Below are 15,323 nucleotides of genomic sequence, written 5' to 3'. Positions count from 1 at the left end.
CCCGGTCCCCTTGCAGGGGCCGGGCAAAGCGGCAGGGCCGCGATCAACTTCGAGTTATCTGCTGAGTTGTCAACGCATCAGGTACCGATTTTTCCGCCGTCGTTCTTGGTGATGACGATGGTGGCCGAGCGCGGGCGCTTGCCAGCGCCGTAACCGGCGTTGCTGGGCCACTGGCTGGTGTACTTGGTCGGGTCGGCAATATTGGCCATGGCGGTCGTTTCGCCCGGGTGCTGGATGTTGACGAAGATCGCCTTGCCGTCGGGGGTTTCGCACAGGCCGGTGATCTCGCAGCCAACGGGGCCGACCAGGAAACGCTTGAGCTTGTCGTCGCCGGGGGTCTTGCCAACAAAAGTGTCCACGGTCAAGATGCTCTTGTCGGCCTTGGTGTAGCTCAGCGTCTTCTTGGCGCCATCGCCCACGCTGCCGGGCAGGGCGGCCAGCATCATGCAGTTGGTGACATCGGTGTAGGCGCCGTCGTCGGTCTGGATCCACATGATGCCGGTGGCTGGGCTGAACACCAGACCGTCGGGGCTGGAGAAATCCTGGTCGTCGGTCAGGCTGGACAGATTGACGGTGCCCGGTGCCGCGCTGGACTCGGCGCCGAACACGTACACGTCCCAGCTGAAACTGGTGGCGGCATTGCCAGCTGCGCCTTCTTTCATGCGCAGCACATGGCCATTCGGATTACCAGTTTGCGTGCTGCTGCCGTTCTTGATGTCACTGTAGACACGCGGGTTGGCGCTGTCGACTGCGAACTGGCTGCCAGTGGGTTCGACACGGCGGTTGCTGTTGTTGGTCAGCGTGAAATAGATCTCGCCGTTGGCCACGTTGGTGGAGCACCACTCGGGGCGGTCCATTTTGGTCGCACCCACCGCGTCGGCGGCCAGGCGCGTGTTCACGCACACATCGGCCTGGTCGGCAAATGCATAGCTGGCGTAGCCCGAGATCAGCGGGTTGCTGGTGGTCAATTCGATCCAATTGCCCGTGCCGTCGCTGTTGAACTTGGCCGCGTAGAGCTTGCCGTCGTCCAGATAGGTGTCGCCGGTGGTGATACGGTCGGTGGGGTTGGCGTCGGCTGTGGCCCAGGTCTTGGTGGACACGAACTTGTAGATGTACTCGCCGCGCGAGTCGTCACCCATGTAGACGGCGAGCGGCTGGCCGACCACCGGCTTGCCGAAGGCGGCGCTCTCGTGCGCGAAGCGGCCCAGCGCGGTGCGCTTGCGGGCGGTCTTGGTCTTGTCGTAGGCGTCGATCTCGACGATGTAGCCGAAGGTGTTCAGTTCGTTGCGGTAGTCGTCGGTGGCTGTGCCTGTGCCCTGGCTGATGTCCCAGCGCGCGTACTTGTCGTCGCTGCCACCGGTTTCCCAGCCATGGCGGCTGCCCGAACCTGCATTGCGGCCATAACGCTTGAGCGCGACTACGCTTTTCGTCGTGGCACCACCGCGCGTCGTGTCGTCGGTGGCACTGCGGGTGAAGTAACCCGCCCAGTTCTCTTCGCCGGTCAAAAAGGTACCCCAGGGCGTCTTGCCGGTGCCGCAGTTGTTCAGCGTGCCGCGGGTCTTGGTGCCGTCGGTCGAGTGCTTGGTGACCATCAGGGCATTGCCACGGGCCGGACCGTTGAGCTGGATGCCTTCGCTCAGGCAGGTCAGGCGGAAGTTGAAGGCCGAGCTTGGCACTGTGGCCCACTTGCTGCTGGTGTTTTTGACTTCGACCACCGAGATGCCGTGAATGGCCGTTTCCTTGTCCACTTCAGCCGCCGGGCGTGGCAGCGTGCTGGTGCCGCCGTTGGCGTGCAGAAAGAAGGAGCTGAGCTTCTCGTCGGTGGTGGCTTCGTGGTTCACCGCCAGCAGGCCACGGTCGGTGGCCGTCAGCGACGGCTTGCCGGAGGCGTCCAGGCCAAACCATTCCATGCCGTCGTGGTGGTCGCCGGCGCGGTTTTCATAGTCGGTGTCGGTGCCGTCGTTCTTGTAGGCGGCCGTGCTGACTGTCAGTGGGTCACCCAGGGCGTAAATCACGCTGGCGGTGTAGCCGGCGGGCACCAGCACGGCGTCGGTCAGGCTCTTGGACACGGCAGTGAACCCCAGCAGCGTGGAGGAGGGCGCGGTCGGTGCGGCCACGGCATCGTCACTGCCACCGCAGGCGCTCAGGCCCACGCTGGCGAGCATCACGGTACCGACGCTGCCCCGCAGTACGCCACGGCGGCTCAAGCGCGCTTGCAGGACTGAGTCGAAGCTCGGGTTGTTGCTGGTATTGGAGTTCTCGTCGTTGAAATCAAATTTTTGGGTCATTGGGGTGTTCCTGGGTATTTCGTTGCGACGACATGATCGCGCTGCAAGCTTAATGAGGCACTGTGACGCTTGCATGAAAAATGAATGATGATTTGGTGACAGTTTTCTCTCTGTGACACATTCGTGACATATAAGGTTGGCAACATTGAGGTGTGACTTCAGTTTCCAACTCCCCTTCTCTGGTGAGCACGCTGCAATGGGAGATTTTCAACGCCTGGTCTGGCGCGTATCCCGAGGCGGCACTCGGCTTCATGAAGGAACTTGCACGGATGGGCATTCGTCGTCTGGGTGCCACATCTCAAGAGTTGCGCGCTGCGATGGAATGAAAGTGCCGACGCACGGCCATCTTCGATGAATCATTGACAGCCCGCATGGTTCAGCCCTTTTGGGGCATGACGCAAAAACATCCTCCCTTCGCCTTGCGAATCATCAAGTGCGCGTTGAACCCAGTCAGGGAAACTGAATGGCGGCACAGTGTGTTTTTGAATTTCTCAGGAGATGCAACATGTTTCGTGATCGCCTTGACGCGGCCCGGCAACTGGCCGACAGACTCAAAAACTACCGGGGCAAGCATCCGCTCATTCTGGGGATTCCGCGTGGCGCGGTGGGCATGGCCAAAGTGATCGCAGACCAGCTCGAAGGTGAACTCGATGTGGTATTGGTACGCAAGCTGCGTGCACCACAGCAGCCGGAGCTGGCCATTGGTTCGGTTGATGAAAGCGGCTGGACCTATCTGTCCGAATATGCACAAGCCTATGGCGGTACGGCCGACTATCTTGCAACCGAAAAACAGGCCCAGATGGCAACCCTGCGCCAGCGTCGCGCCCAGTACACACCGATTCGTCCGCCGATCAGCCCTAGCGGGCGCATTGTGATTGTGGTGGATGATGGTCTGGCCACTGGTGCCACCATGATTTCGGCGCTGCATGGGTTACGGGCGAAAAAGCCCGCCAAACTGATTTGCGCCGTGCCGGTGGCACCACCCGATACGCTGGCTACTGTGGCAGAACTGGCAGACGAGGTGGTGTGCCTTGATGCACCTGCGTTTTTTCGGGCTGTGGGGCAGTTCTACCAGCATTTCGAGCAGGTGGAAGACGAAGAGGTGAGCAGGATACTGCAGCAAGCCTGAAACGCAAGCCGATGCCAATCGGCTGTTGAGTTGAGAATTCGCAATACCCCGATTTCCAGCACCATTACAGTCGGGTTGTGTTCTGGACGGAATGCGAAAGTAGCCCGTAGGAGCACGGAGCTGGGGGATTCAAGCAATTGGATCGAGTCTTGGTGTGTGACATCAAGACGGATGGGAACGTCCCCAGACGTGTCTGCCTGACAACCTGACCCGGGGTTCCCGCCACCACCGCCAGCCCTTGAAAAGGCTGGCGGGTCTGTTTCTGGCCCTGCGTCAATACGCAAGCCAAACCAGCATGTCAGTCGTTAATAAATTTCCGGCACCAGAATTTCATTGGGCACGGGCAGACGCACATAGTCATCGTTGTGCACGCGAGGCGGCAACATGATGGTCGGGTGTTCAAATTCCTCGTATGGCAATTGGTTCAACAGGTGGTGAATGCAGTTGAGGCGGGCTTTTTTCTTGTCATCTGCCTGCACCACCCACCAGGGCGATTCCGGAATGTGGGTGCGCTCAAACATGATTTCCTTGGCCTTGGTGTATTCCTCCCAACGGCGGCGCGACTCCATGTCCATCGGGCTGAGTTTCCATTGTTTCAGTGGATCATGAATCCGTCCCAGAAAACGTATTTGTTGTTCCTCGTCCGAAATGGAAAACCAATACTTGATCAAGGTGATGCCGGAGCGCACCAGCATTTTTTCAAATTCGGGCACCGAGCGAAAAAACTCTTCATACTGCTCGTCGGAACAAAACCCCATGACCCGTTCGACGCCAGCGCGGTTGTACCAACTGCGGTCGAACAAGACCATTTCTCCGGCACCGGGCAGGTGCGCCACATAGCGCTGGAAGTACCACTGGGTTTGCTCGCGGGCATTGGGCGCCGGCAGGGCTGCGACACGGCAGACCCGCGGATTCAACCGTTGTGTGATGCGTTTGATGGTGCCGCCCTTGCCGGCGGCATCACGCCCTTCAAACAGGATCACTATCTTCTGGCCGGTTTTGACGACCCAGTCTTGCAGTTTGACCAGCTCGCCCTGCATTTTGAATAGCTCGCGGAAATACCGCTTTCTGCTGATTCTGTACTGCTCGGACTCGATGTCCAGACCGTTGCCGAAGATTTCGTCAAGATTGCGGTCTTCCAGCTCCATTTCAAATTCTTCGTCATAACTGTCAGCCAGATCGCGACGGATGCGCTGAATCAGTTTTTCATCGTTGTAATCCAACAGCAACTCCTGGGTGGACTGGACTTCTGACGGCCTGGACTAATCAAGACGTTTAGATGGTCCTTGATTCAGAAGCAGCCATTTCGCCCAAGCTTTGGACCATGCTGCTTGAGTCCAGCAGGCGCAGTTTGCTGGCGTAATGTCGGTCCAGTCGCCATTCGTTCAAAATTTCGAGTGCCAGTTCGAAACGTTTGTCATCGAGCTTGTAGAGTTGCGAAACAGAAATGGTGGTCTCGCTTTCAAGCGCGAGCACCAGTGCGGCAATGATCTGGGCTGCCGGGTCGCTCGGATTGGCTTCAATGAGTTTGCGGGCTTTTTTGATGGCAAGCATAGGTTTTCCAGAATTGTTGAGTGGACCTGGTCATTTTGTTTGCCTAGGATAGCCCAGCCCTCTCGATTTTTTGATGACAAGAGGGTGACAAGAAGGTGTAATTTGTTGTGCCCTGATGTCTGAAAACCAGATATTTGTCATATTACTGACACATGATTGACGTAAATTACCTGTGTCGGACCCAAAAAGGTTTTACAACTGATCCATTCAATTTAAGGATTTCCCCATGAACAAAAGTATTTACAAGTCGATTCTGGCAACCACCATCGTGTCGTTTTTTGGCGTCGCGGCTGTGAGCAATCTGGCCAATGCCCAGAGCATCACCGGTGCAGGTGCTACGTTTCCGGCCCCCATTTATGCCAAATGGGCGGCTGAATACAACAAGCAAACCGGTGTCAAGGTGAACTACCAATCTGTGGGTTCTGGTGCCGGCATCAAGCAAATTGACTCCAAGACGGTTGATTTTGGTGCTTCAGACATGCCTCAGACTGACGAAGTACTCAAAGCCAAAGGCCAGTTCCAGTTTCCCACCGTGATTGGCGGTACCGTGCCGGTGATCAACATCAAGGGTATTCAGCCTGGCCAGATGAAACTGGATGGACAGGTGCTGGGCGACATCTATCTGGGCAAGATCACCAAGTGGAATGACGCCGCCATCAAGGCACTGAACCCGACATTGGCACTGCCGGATGCAGATATCGCGCCGGTGCGCCGCGCCGACGGTTCGGGCACCACGTTCAACTTTACCAACTACCTGAGCCGCGTCCACCCGGAATGGAAGACCAAGGTGGGTGAAGGTACGGCGGTGAACTGGCCAGTGGGTGCGGGTGGCAAAGGTAACGAAGGCGTGGCTGCATTTGTGAATCGACTGCCCAATTCGATTGGTTACGTCGAGTATTCGTATGTCATTCAAAACAAAATGACTTACACCCAAATGAAAAATAAAGACGGTGTGTTTGTGTCTCCCAGCGAAGAAGCCTTCAAGGCGGCAGCTGCCGGTGCTGACTGGAACAAATCGTTCTACCAACTCATCACGGACCAGCCTGGCAAAGCTACCTGGCCCATCTCGACGGCTACTTTCATCCTGATGCACTTGCAGCAGGACAAGCCCGCGCAGGCCACTGAAACTTTCAAGTTCTTTACCTGGGCGTTCAAGAGCGGCGATAAGCTGGCCTCTGATCTGGACTACGTACCGTTGCCAGACAGCGTGATCGCCACCATCGAAAAATCCTGGGGCATGGTCAAGGACAGTGCAGGCAAGCCGGTTGCATTGAAATAAGTTGTTTCTGAGGGGCCAAATTGATCTTCAGGAGCGCGAGTCATGTCCACTACACTTTCGACCAGAGAAATGTCGTTAAATTCACCCGAAACTTCTGCTGGACGTGTCATGACTCAAGCTTCTACAGCCAAACTGGCCCCATCAAGCCCATGGGCTGACCGCATTTTTGCGTGGCTTGCCAAGAGTGCAGCGCTGCTCACCCTGGGTTTGTTGATCGCCATTCTGGCTTCACTGACCATGGGGGCCTGGCCGGCCATCCATCAATACGGGCTTGGTTTCCTGACCACGGCTACCTGGGATCCGGTGAAGGAGGAGTTTGGTGGCCTGGTCATGATCTACGGCACACTGATGACTTCTCTCATTGCCTTGGTGATTGCGGTCCCGGTCAGTTTTGGAATTGCCATTTTTTTAACGGAATTGTCGCCAGCCTGGCTGAAGCGCCCGTTGGGCACGGCCATTGAATTGCTGGCAGCGATTCCCTCCATTGTGTACGGCATGTGGGGCCTGTTGGTGTTCGGGCCCATTTTGTCTACCTATGTTCAGCAGCCACTGCAAGCCATGTTCAAAGGCGTGCCTTATCTTGAGGCCTTGTTTTCAGGACCGCCCGTGGGTATCGGCATTTTGTCGGCGGGCATCATTTTGGCCATCATGATCATCCCGTTCATTGCGGCCGTCATGCGTGATGTGTTCGAGGTTACACCGACCTTGCTCAAAGAGTCTGCCTACGGCTTGGGCGCGACCACTTGGGAGGTGGTGTCGACCGTGGTGCTGCCGTACACCAAAACCGGTGTGATTGGCGGCATCATGCTGGGGTTGGGACGCGCCATTGGTGAAACCATGGCGGTCACATTCGTGATCGGCAATTTCAACCAGCTTGATTCGCTGAGCCTGTTTCAGGCGGCCAACAGCATCACATCGGCACTGGCCAATGAATTCGCCGAAGCGGGTGAGGGTTTGCACCAAGCCTCTTTGATGTATCTGGGACTGGTGTTATTTTTTATTACCTTTGTGGTGCTGAGTTTGTCCAAGCTGCTGCTGAGTCAACTGAAAAAAGGCGAGGGCGCAAAATCATGAGCACCCATGAAACTTTGACGCAAGCGTCGCAGTTGGCCCAGGTTCGGCAACAACGCTACGCCAATCGCAAGCGCGTCAACCAGGTAGCCTTGTTGTTATCTCTGCTGGCCATGGGTTTTGGTCTGTTTTGGCTGTTCTGGATTTTGTTTGAAACCATTCGTCTGGGCGCTTCCGGCTTGACCTGGTCCGTGCTGACCGAAATGACCCCGGCTCCCAACGATCCAGGTGGTTTGGCCAACGCCATTTATGGCTCGTTTTTGATGGTTTGCCTGGCCACTTTTGTCGGTACGCCAGTGGGCGTGATGGCTGGCATTTACCTGGCTGAGTTTGAGCCCAAAAGCGCCTTGGCGGCGACCACCCGTTTTGTCAATGACATTTTGTTGTCGGCGCCGTCCATTGTGATCGGCCTGTTTGTCTACGCGGTGATCGTGACCCGGTTCAAGTCGTTTTCAGCTTACGCGGGTATTGCTGCGTTGACCTTGATCGTGATTCCGGTCGTTATTCGGACCACGGAGAACATGTTACAACTGGTTCCGGCGGGTTTGCGAGAAGCCGCCTATGCCCTCGGTGCGCCCAAGTGGAAGGTGATTTTGAGTATCACCATGCGCTGCGCCCGTGCCGGTGTCGTGACGGGCATCCTGCTGGCTGTCGCACGCATTGCCGGTGAAACGGCGCCGTTGTTGTTCACCGCTTTGAGCAACCAGTTCTGGACTTCCAATTTGAGCGAGCCCATGGCGAGTTTGCCGGTGACCATTTTCAAATTTGCCATGAGTCCGTATGAAAACTGGCAGCAACTGGCGTGGGCCGGGGTGTTTTTGATCACCTTGGCGGTGCTGGCGCTCAACGTGCTGGCCCGGGTATTGACCCGAACCAAGGTTTGATGAACATCTGTTGTATTTGAAAAGGTTGTGAGAATGAAGACTGAAAATACCATTGAGAAAAAAGAGCAGCCGAAAATCACGGTCAACAACCTTGACTTTTTTTATGGCAATTTTCATGCGCTCAAGGGCATCAACCTTGAAATTCCTGAAAACAAGGTCACCGCCTTCATTGGCCCGTCGGGTTGCGGCAAATCCACTTTATTGCGCGTTTTTAACCGCATGTTCGAGTTGTACCCCGAGCAACGGGCCCAGGGCGAGGTGATTCTGGATGGCGAAAACCTGCTGACCAGCAAGCAGGATGTGGCGCTGTTGCGCGCCAGAGTCGGCATGGTGTTTCAGAAACCCACCCCCTTTCCGATGTCCATTTTTGACAATATTGCTTTTGGTGTGAAGCTGTTTGAGTCGCTCAACACCACCGATATGGAAGAGCGCGTTGAGTGGGCTTTGCGCAAGGCGGCCTTGTGGACGGAAGTCAAGGACAAACTCAAGCAAAGCGGCTCCAGTTTGTCTGGCGGACAACAGCAACGCCTGTGTATTGCCCGCGGCATTGCCATCAAGCCGGAGGTGCTGCTGCTGGATGAACCTTGTTCGGCGCTTGACCCGATTTCAACGGCCAAGATCGAAGAACTGATCATCGAGCTCAAGACCGACTACACGGTTGTGATCGTGACCCACAACATGCAGCAAGCGGCCCGCTGCAGCGATTACACGGCTTACATGTATCTGGGTGATTTGATCGAGTTTGGTGCCACCGAGCAAATTTTCTTCAAACCCAACCGCCAGGAAACAGAAGACTACATCACCGGCCGGTTTGGTTGATCCAGTGGTTTTTTGCCGTAGCAAGCCATTTTTGACAGACGCTTCTTTCAAGGAACACCATCGTGACCGAAAAACATTTATCGTCCCAGTTTGACAGCGAACTCAGTGCCGTATCAACCCGCGTGATGGAACTTGGCGGACTGGTCGAGTCGCAAATTCGCCAGGCGATTTACGCGTTGTCACAATTCAGTGTGGATGTGGCCAATCAGGTGACTGCGGCAGAGGCGCGCGTGAATGCCATGGAAGTTGAGATTGACCGTGATCTCTCCAGCATCATTGCCAGGCGTCAACCGACTGCGCGCGACCTGCGTTTGTTGATTGCCATCTCGAAAACGACCGCCAATCTGGAACGGGTCGGGGATGAGGCTGAAAAAATTGCGCGCATGGTGCTCTCCATCATTCAAAGTGGCGCGCCGCGCTCTCTCCCTTCGCTGGAATTGCGCGTGGCCTCCGACATGGCTTCGGGCCTGTTGCGCAAGGCACTCGATGCCTTTGCCCGGCTCGACACCACGGCCGCTTTGGCAATCCTCAAGGAAGACGACCTGATTGACCAGGAGTTTGATGGTTTTGTGCGCAAACTCATCACCTACATGATGGAAGACCCGCGCATGATTTCACCGAGTCTGGATTTGCTGTTTTTGGCCAAGGCGATAGAGCGCATTGGCGACCATGCCAAAAACATTGCCGAACTGATCATCTACATCGTCAAGGGTGCCGATGTGCGTCATACCTCGATCGATCAAATTGAATCGGTGGTCAAATGAGACGTTTGCCGGGTGTCCTGATTGTTGAAGACGAGCCCGCCATTGCCGAACTGATTTCGGTCAACCTGCGACACAGTGGTTTCCGGCCCATCTGGGCCATGGACAGTGTCACAGCCCAAGCCGAATTGGAATCCGTTTTGCCGGATGTGATTCTGTTGGACTGGATGTTGCCCGGAGAGAGCGGGTTGATGCTTGCCAAGCGCTGGCGTGCTCACCCCCGCACCAAGGCGATCCCGATCATCATGTTGACAGCCCGAGGCGATGAGGTCGACCGGGTGGCAGGACTGGACGCGGGTGCCGATGACTATATTGCAAAACCGTTTTCCACCAAGGAACTGCTGGCGCGGATACGTGCCGTGCTGCGTCGTCGTGCGCCCGAGCAGGCAGAGGGGCAGGTGACACTTGGTGAGTTGTGCCTTGATGCAGCCACCTACCGTGTCACGTTTCAAGCCCAGCCGCTGAAACTGGGACCGACTGAGTTCAAATTGTTGCACTACCTAATGACGCACGCCGAGCGTGTGCACAGCCGCTCACAATTGCTCGACAAGGTCTGGGGTGACCATGTATTTATTGAAGAACGCACGGTGGACGTGCATGTCAAACGCTTGCGCGAGGCGCTGGGCGAGGCCGGCTCCATGGTTGAAACCGTACGCGGTGCCGGCTATCGCTTGACGGTGCAGGCACTGCTGGCAAAACAGGCGTAACACAGGCGCGCGCATGCTGGGCCGGTTTATTTTCTTTCTCGGTTGCTTGTCAGCCGGGGCTGCACTGGGGGCCTGGCTTGATACATATTGGCCGCAAAGACAAGCCCTGGCATGGGGGCTGCTGATGGCTGCGGTCTTGTGGATGCTGCAGGATATTGTGCGTGCCGGACAATTCTTAAGCTGGTTGCGTCATGACCAGCCCAATGAAGACGGGCCCAAGGCTGGTGTCTGGGGGGATATCACCTCCCGGGTAAGACGCCTGCTGCGGACGCGTGAACGTCAGACCAGCGAGTCCCAGGCGCGCCTGCATGATTTTTTATCTGCCATGCAGGCCTCACCCAATGGTGTCATGTTGCTCGATGGTGGGTCACACATCGAATGGTGTAACCAGACTTCAGCCATGCATTTCGGTCTCGACCCCAAGCGCGACCTGATGCAGACCATAGGTAATCTGGTGCGTGATCCGGGTTTTGCAAGCTATATGGCGGCGCGTGATTTTCGCAGCAGCATGACCATGCCGGGGCGGGACAGCACCCCCTCCAGGCCGGTGACTTTGTCCGTTCAACTGCATCCCTATGGTGATGGACGCAAATTGCTGTTGTCGCGTGACATCACATTGCTGGAACAGGCAGAAGCCATGCGGCGTGATTTTGTGGCCAATGTGTCGCACGAAATCCGCACGCCACTGACGGTGCTGGCAGGTTTTGTGGAAACCCTGCAAACGCTTAAGCTCGGTGAATCCGAACGGCAGCAGTATCTGGCGCTGATGGCGCAACAGGCTGATCGCATGCAATCCCTGGTGAGTGATTTGCTCACGCTGTCCAGACTCGAAGGCAGTGCCCCGCCTGGGGTGGACGCGCTTGTGTCCGTGCCGGCATTGATGCGTCAACTTGAAACGGATGCCTTGTCGCTGTCTCAGGTAATGGGGGAGGCTGGTTCAGCTGACCATCAGTTTGTATTCGACTGTGATTTTGATGGTTTTCTGGCAGGTACGGCCAGTGAATTGTTCAGCGCCATGGGTAATCTTGTCAGCAACGCGGTCCGCTACACCCCTGCCGACGGGCACATCACGGTCAGTATCCGGCCACGGGCAGATGGTTGTCTGGTCTTTTCTGTGGCCGATACGGGGCCGGGCATTGCGGCCGAGCATTTGGGCCGGCTGACGGAACGCTTTTATCGTGTGGACCGCAGCCGTTCGCGTGAAACCGGTGGCACCGGCCTCGGTCTGGCCATCGTCAAGCATGTGGCGCAGCGCCATGGGGCGGTCTTGTCCATTGCGAGTACGATGGGTCGTGGCTCGGTATTTAGCCTTGTTTTTCCGTCGCAACGGGTGGTACTGGCAGCAACTGCAAGCGACGCTCATACAGCCAAATCGAATCCTTTCTTTCCGCTGGATGCCCCATCGAGCGACGCAGCTGCCATATCGGGCCTTGTCTGAGGTCCGGGTGCTTGCTGGCGGTGTCGATGTCGGCGATCAGCCACTGGCATGTGTTGTGCGTATCAAGCACTTGCAGTTCAAGTCGGCTGTGAAACTGAAACGCTGCGATCTGACTGCGGTTCAGGCCCAGTGTCGCCACACAGCCGGGCGACTGCGGCATGGCCGATGTGACAAGTTTCACCATCGGAGCATAGCTGCGTGCAAAATCCAGCAGCGGCAGCCACAAAGTCATCAGCAGCAGCCAGCTCAGGGCGGCGCCACCGGCAGGCAGCACCACACTTTTCCAGATGGCTGCCTGGTGTCGTCCGACACGCCATGTAACCAGCCAGGTCCACACCAGACTGGCGCCAACCGCTATTAAAAAAGGCATCAGGGAAAAGCTGTGATCAAAACCTGGCACCAGCCGTGCCACATTGGCGGCCGGTCGTGCCGGGAAACCCGTTTGCATGGAAATCCAGACGATCCAGATCACCAGCGCACAGCCGGAGAAAAAAATCAGGGCAAACCAGTCAATCAGCGCCCCCACGCTGCGACTCAGAGTGGGCAGGGCAAAGGCCGCCAATGCCGCCAGGGCAGGCAGAGCCAGCAGCAGCGAGCGGTCCGCTGCAGGGGTGGTCAAGGTGGCGGCGCTGGCAACCGCCACGAACCAGATTGGCAACCACAGATGAAGTCCTGTGAAGCGAAGGTTGAAGATTTGTCGGCGCCAGCGCCAAAGCGTCCAGATGGCCAGTGGCCAGGCTGGCCAGGTAAACCATAAAAATAGACGGCCCAGGCTTTGCCATTCCGCCAGGTTGGCGTGGGGCAGGTCAATGCGCCAGCGCCACAAATCCAGATAGCTGGCCAACACAGCGCAGACCAGAGACAGCAGCGCCAGGCCACTCGCCCTGATTTTTTTCTGTGAGGTTTCAGATGCCGGGGCAAGCAGGTAAAGTGCCGTGCCGCCCAACCCCAAAGCCAGAGCGATTGACGGGGCGCCAGAAAGTGTGAGTCCCAGCAGTGCCACAGCAGCGCTCAGCCCTGGGTTAAAAGAGCGGTAGGGCAGGGCCGCAGAGGCATAAAACAGCAAGGCGGCAAAGCACAGCTGTGTCAGTGCCGGCGTGGTTTCGTGGGCCAGTTGTGCCAGTCCAAGGCAGGCAATGAAGGCCAGCAGTCCGCCATCGGCAATGGCGCGTGCGTAATCCGTCGGCTGCGCCTCACCGCCAAAGGCAAAAGCGACAGGTTGTGCCATCGGGCTGCGTGCCAGGTAATAGGTGCCGTACCAGGTTGCCACCAGCGCCAGCACCAGCAGCAGCATAAAGGGCAGGCGCGCGGCCAGCTCTGGCGTCAGCCAGCCAGGGGCCAATTGAAGGGCCCAGGCACCCAACCAATAGGGCAGCAATGCATCAACTTCAGACGGCATGCCGCCCAGCATCGGGCGCCACCAATCTGTGTTGCCACGGGCCAGTTCGGCCATGTAGCCAAACGTGGTGATGTCGTCGCGCTTCCAGGGCGCACGTCCCAAAAAGCCAGGTAGCACATAGGCCAGGCAAAACAGCAGCAGCGCCAGGCGCGGCAAGCGCTTGACGCCGGCTTGTGCGACGATGGCAGGTGTGGGTTGGTCCACGGGGGTGATGTTAAAACAAGGGTTGACGCAAAGAAAAAGGCAGCGCGGAATGACCCGGCTGCCTTTGGCAAAGCGCTAAGTGCTGCTTACTTGGCAGCAGTTTTACCGAAGCGGTTGCGGAAGCGCTCCACGCGGCCACCCATGTTGTCGACGGATTTTTGTGTGCCGGTATAGAAAGGGTGCGACTCGCTGGAGGTATCGAGTTTGAAGAGCGGCAGCTCACGGCCGTCTTCCATTTTGATCATTTCTTTGGCGTTGGCGCAAGAGCGTGTCACGAACTTGAAGCCATTGGACGAATCCAGGAAACAAACTTCGCGGTAGTTGGGGTGAATGCCGTCTTTCATGATTTCTCCATCAGATGCGTTAGCCGCGCCGACCCTTGCCCAAACCATTGCGCAATTCAAAGTCGTTCGTACTTTTCGCTAAAACCAGTAATTATAGTGTAGCCACGCCGTGGCTTGCTTAGCCGCCCCGACGCATCATGTCAAAAAACTCGCTGTTGGTTTTGGTGGCGCGCATTTGTTTGAGCACCATTTCCATGGATTCGACTTCATCCATGTTGTATAAAAACTGGCGCAGGATGCGTGTTTTTTGCAGAATGTCGGGTGCCAGCAGCAGTTCTTCGCGACGGGTGCCGCTGCGGTTGAGCTGGATCGAGGGGAACACGCGCTTTTCGTACAGGCGTCGGTCCAGGTGAATCTCGCTGTTGCCCGTACCCTTGAATTCTTCAAAAATTACCTCGTCCATGCGGCTACCGGTATCAACCAGGGCGGTGGCGATGATGGTGAGGGAGCCGCCTTCTTCCACGTTGCGTGCGGCACCCAGAAAACGTTTGGGGCGCTGCAGCGCGTTGGAGTCAACGCCGCCGGTGAGCACCTTGCCGGAGGACGGCACCACGTTGTTGTAGGCACGCGCCAGACGGGTGATCGAGTCCAGCAAAATCACCACGTCTTTTTTCAGCTCCACCAGGCGTTTGGCACGTTCGATCACCATTTCTGCCACGTGCACGTGGCGGGCAGCGGGTTCGTCGAAGGTGGAGGCAATCACCTCGCCCTTGACGGTACGCTGCATTTCAGTCACTTCCTCGGGGCGCTCGTCAACCAGCAGCACCATCATGTGGCTGTCGGGATAATTGGCGGAAATGGCGTGTGCGATGTGCTGCATCATCACCGTTTTGCCGCTCTTGGGCGGTGCTACCAGCAGCGCGCGCTGGCCTTTGCCGATGGGTGCAATGATGTCAATGATGCGCCCGGTGATGTTTTCCTCACCCTTCATGTCGCGCTCAAGGCGCATTTGCACGTTGGGAAAGAGCGGGGTCAGGTTCTCAAACATGACCTTGTGCTTGTTTTCCTCGGGCCCGCCCCCATTGACTTTTTCCAGCTTGTTCAAGGCAAAGTAACGTTCGCCATCTTTCGGAGTGCGTACTTCGCCTTCGATCATGTCGCCGGTATGCAGGTTGAAGCGGCGTACCTGGCTCGGACTGATGTAAATGTCATCCGTGCTGGCGGTGTAGCTGGTGTCAGGACTCCGCAAAAAACCAAAACCGTCGGGCAAAATTTCCAGCACACCATCGGCAAAAATCTGTTCGCCGGCACGGGCACGCTTTTTGATGATGGCAAACATCAACTCCTGCTTGCGCATGCGGCCGGTGTTTTCAATCTCGAGATCTTCGGCTTGTTTGAGGACTTCTGACACGTGCAGTGCCTTGAGTTCATTTAAATGCATGGAGTGGTTCAGTATTTGTTTGGAATCTGCCAGGAGGGGAATGTTGTGGCGCGACGGACTTGTGC

General features: G+C 56.9%; 14 protein-coding genes and 1 pseudogene. 9 read left to right on the top strand and 6 right to left on the bottom strand.

Annotation, left to right across the window (positions count from 1 at the left end):
• Nucleotides 1–77: 77 nt before the first annotated feature.
• Nucleotides 78–2,288 (bottom strand): PhoX family phosphatase, encoded by a 2,211-nt coding sequence (locus tag NDJ10_RS07810; protein ID WP_296160841.1) that lies wholly within the window; start codon nucleotides 2,286–2,288, stop codon nucleotides 78–80.
• A gap of 182 nt (nucleotides 2,289–2,470) precedes the next feature.
• Between NDJ10_RS07810 and NDJ10_RS07805 the strand changes: the two genes are divergently transcribed.
• Nucleotides 2,471–2,614: a hypothetical protein gene (locus tag NDJ10_RS07805; RefSeq protein WP_296160840.1), complete on the top strand. Its 144-nt coding sequence runs from the start codon at nucleotides 2,471–2,473 to the stop codon at nucleotides 2,612–2,614.
• A 179-nt stretch (nucleotides 2,615–2,793) separates the two neighbouring features.
• Nucleotides 2,794–3,417 carry a phosphoribosyltransferase family protein gene (locus NDJ10_RS07800; protein WP_296160838.1) on the top strand — a complete coding sequence of 208 codons (624 nt, stop codon included), beginning with the start codon at nucleotides 2,794–2,796 and terminating at the stop codon, nucleotides 3,415–3,417.
• A gap of 305 nt (nucleotides 3,418–3,722) precedes the next feature.
• Here the strand turns inward: NDJ10_RS07800 and ppk2 are convergent, their stop codons facing one another.
• Nucleotides 3,723–4,640, bottom strand: a complete 918-nt coding sequence (ppk2, locus tag NDJ10_RS07795; RefSeq protein ID WP_296160837.1) for a polyphosphate kinase 2 — start codon at nucleotides 4,638–4,640, stop codon at nucleotides 3,723–3,725.
• Nucleotides 4,641–4,692: 52 nt separating this feature from the next.
• Nucleotides 4,693–4,971, bottom strand: coding sequence for a hypothetical protein (locus tag NDJ10_RS07790; RefSeq protein ID WP_296160834.1), 279 nt, complete (start codon nucleotides 4,969–4,971; stop codon nucleotides 4,693–4,695).
• 226 nt (nucleotides 4,972–5,197) lie between these two features.
• On the opposite strand from NDJ10_RS07790, the gene pstS reads away from it, so the two are divergent.
• The 7 genes and pseudogenes from pstS to phoR form a co-directional block, all read left to right on the top strand.
• Nucleotides 5,198–6,250, top strand: a complete 1,053-nt coding sequence (pstS, locus tag NDJ10_RS07785) for a phosphate ABC transporter substrate-binding protein PstS (RefSeq protein ID WP_296160831.1) — start codon at nucleotides 5,198–5,200, stop codon at nucleotides 6,248–6,250.
• A 108-nt stretch (nucleotides 6,251–6,358) separates the two neighbouring features.
• Nucleotides 6,359–7,324, top strand: a complete 966-nt coding sequence (pstC, locus tag NDJ10_RS07780; RefSeq protein ID WP_296160829.1) for a phosphate ABC transporter permease subunit PstC — start codon at nucleotides 6,359–6,361, stop codon at nucleotides 7,322–7,324.
• Nucleotides 7,321–8,205 (top strand): phosphate ABC transporter permease PstA, encoded by an 885-nt coding sequence (gene pstA / locus NDJ10_RS07775; RefSeq protein ID WP_296160827.1) that lies wholly within the window; start codon nucleotides 7,321–7,323, stop codon nucleotides 8,203–8,205. Before pstC ends, pstA begins: the two co-directional genes overlap by 4 nt.
• Before the next feature lie 33 nt (nucleotides 8,206–8,238).
• Nucleotides 8,239–9,024: a phosphate ABC transporter ATP-binding protein PstB gene (gene pstB, locus NDJ10_RS07770; protein WP_296160826.1), complete on the top strand. Its 786-nt coding sequence runs from the start codon at nucleotides 8,239–8,241 to the stop codon at nucleotides 9,022–9,024.
• A gap of 62 nt (nucleotides 9,025–9,086) precedes the next feature.
• Entirely contained in the window at nucleotides 9,087–9,788 is a 702-nt protein-coding gene (gene phoU, locus NDJ10_RS07765) for a phosphate signaling complex protein PhoU (RefSeq protein ID WP_296160824.1), read from the top strand.
• A complete protein-coding gene (gene phoB, locus NDJ10_RS07760) occupies nucleotides 9,785–10,492 on the top strand; it encodes a phosphate regulon transcriptional regulator PhoB (RefSeq protein WP_296160822.1) in 708 nt (235 codons plus the stop codon). Before phoU ends, phoB begins: the two co-directional genes overlap by 4 nt.
• Nucleotides 10,493–10,505: 13 nt before the next feature.
• A pseudogene (phoR, locus tag NDJ10_RS07755) lies at nucleotides 10,506–11,759 on the top strand (phosphate regulon sensor histidine kinase PhoR); the annotation flags it as partial.
• 37 nt (nucleotides 11,760–11,796) lie between these two features.
• Here phoR and NDJ10_RS07750 read toward each other — a convergent pair.
• From NDJ10_RS07750 to rho, 3 genes are all read right to left on the bottom strand, one after another.
• The gene (locus NDJ10_RS07750; RefSeq protein ID WP_296160819.1) at nucleotides 11,797–13,533 is read right to left on the bottom strand and encodes a hypothetical protein; all 1,737 of its coding nucleotides are present in this window, start codon (nucleotides 13,531–13,533) and stop codon (nucleotides 11,797–11,799) included.
• 86 nt (nucleotides 13,534–13,619) lie between these two features.
• Nucleotides 13,620–13,877 (bottom strand): type B 50S ribosomal protein L31, encoded by a 258-nt coding sequence (locus tag NDJ10_RS07745; protein ID WP_296160817.1) that lies wholly within the window; start codon nucleotides 13,875–13,877, stop codon nucleotides 13,620–13,622.
• Between the two features lie 118 nt (nucleotides 13,878–13,995).
• Nucleotides 13,996–15,258: a transcription termination factor Rho gene (gene rho, locus NDJ10_RS07740; RefSeq protein ID WP_296160815.1), complete on the bottom strand. Its 1,263-nt coding sequence runs from the start codon at nucleotides 15,256–15,258 to the stop codon at nucleotides 13,996–13,998.
• Nucleotides 15,259–15,323: the final 65 nt, after the last annotated feature.

The organism is Rhodoferax sp., from assembly GCF_023700745.1.
Taxonomy (GTDB): Bacteria; Pseudomonadota; Gammaproteobacteria; order Burkholderiales; family Burkholderiaceae_C; genus Rhodoferax.
This window is presented reverse-complemented; position numbering and strand designations above follow the sequence as displayed.

What these genes read in the sequence shown, in the direction of transcription:
- NDJ10_RS07810 (WP_296160841.1), bottom strand. Translation starts at nt 2,288, where the DNA reads ATGACCCAAAAATTTGATTTCAACGACGAGAACTCCAATACCAGCAAC.
- NDJ10_RS07800 (WP_296160838.1), top strand. Translation starts at nt 2,794, where the DNA reads ATGTTTCGTGATCGCCTTGACGCGGCCCGGCAACTGGCCGACAGACTC.
- NDJ10_RS07790 (WP_296160834.1), bottom strand. Translation starts at nt 4,971, where the DNA reads ATGCTTGCCATCAAAAAAGCCCGCAAACTCATTGAAGCCAATCCGAGC.
- pstS (WP_296160831.1), top strand. Translation starts at nt 5,198, where the DNA reads ATGAACAAAAGTATTTACAAGTCGATTCTGGCAACCACCATCGTGTCG.
- pstC (WP_296160829.1), top strand. Translation starts at nt 6,359, where the DNA reads ATGACTCAAGCTTCTACAGCCAAACTGGCCCCATCAAGCCCATGGGCT.
- pstA (WP_296160827.1), top strand. Translation starts at nt 7,321, where the DNA reads ATGAGCACCCATGAAACTTTGACGCAAGCGTCGCAGTTGGCCCAGGTT.
- pstB (WP_296160826.1), top strand. Translation starts at nt 8,239, where the DNA reads ATGAAGACTGAAAATACCATTGAGAAAAAAGAGCAGCCGAAAATCACG.
- phoB (WP_296160822.1), top strand. Translation starts at nt 9,785, where the DNA reads ATGAGACGTTTGCCGGGTGTCCTGATTGTTGAAGACGAGCCCGCCATT.
- NDJ10_RS07745 (WP_296160817.1), bottom strand. Translation starts at nt 13,877, where the DNA reads ATGAAAGACGGCATTCACCCCAACTACCGCGAAGTTTGTTTCCTGGAT.
- rho (WP_296160815.1), bottom strand. Translation starts at nt 15,258, where the DNA reads ATGCATTTAAATGAACTCAAGGCACTGCACGTGTCAGAAGTCCTCAAA.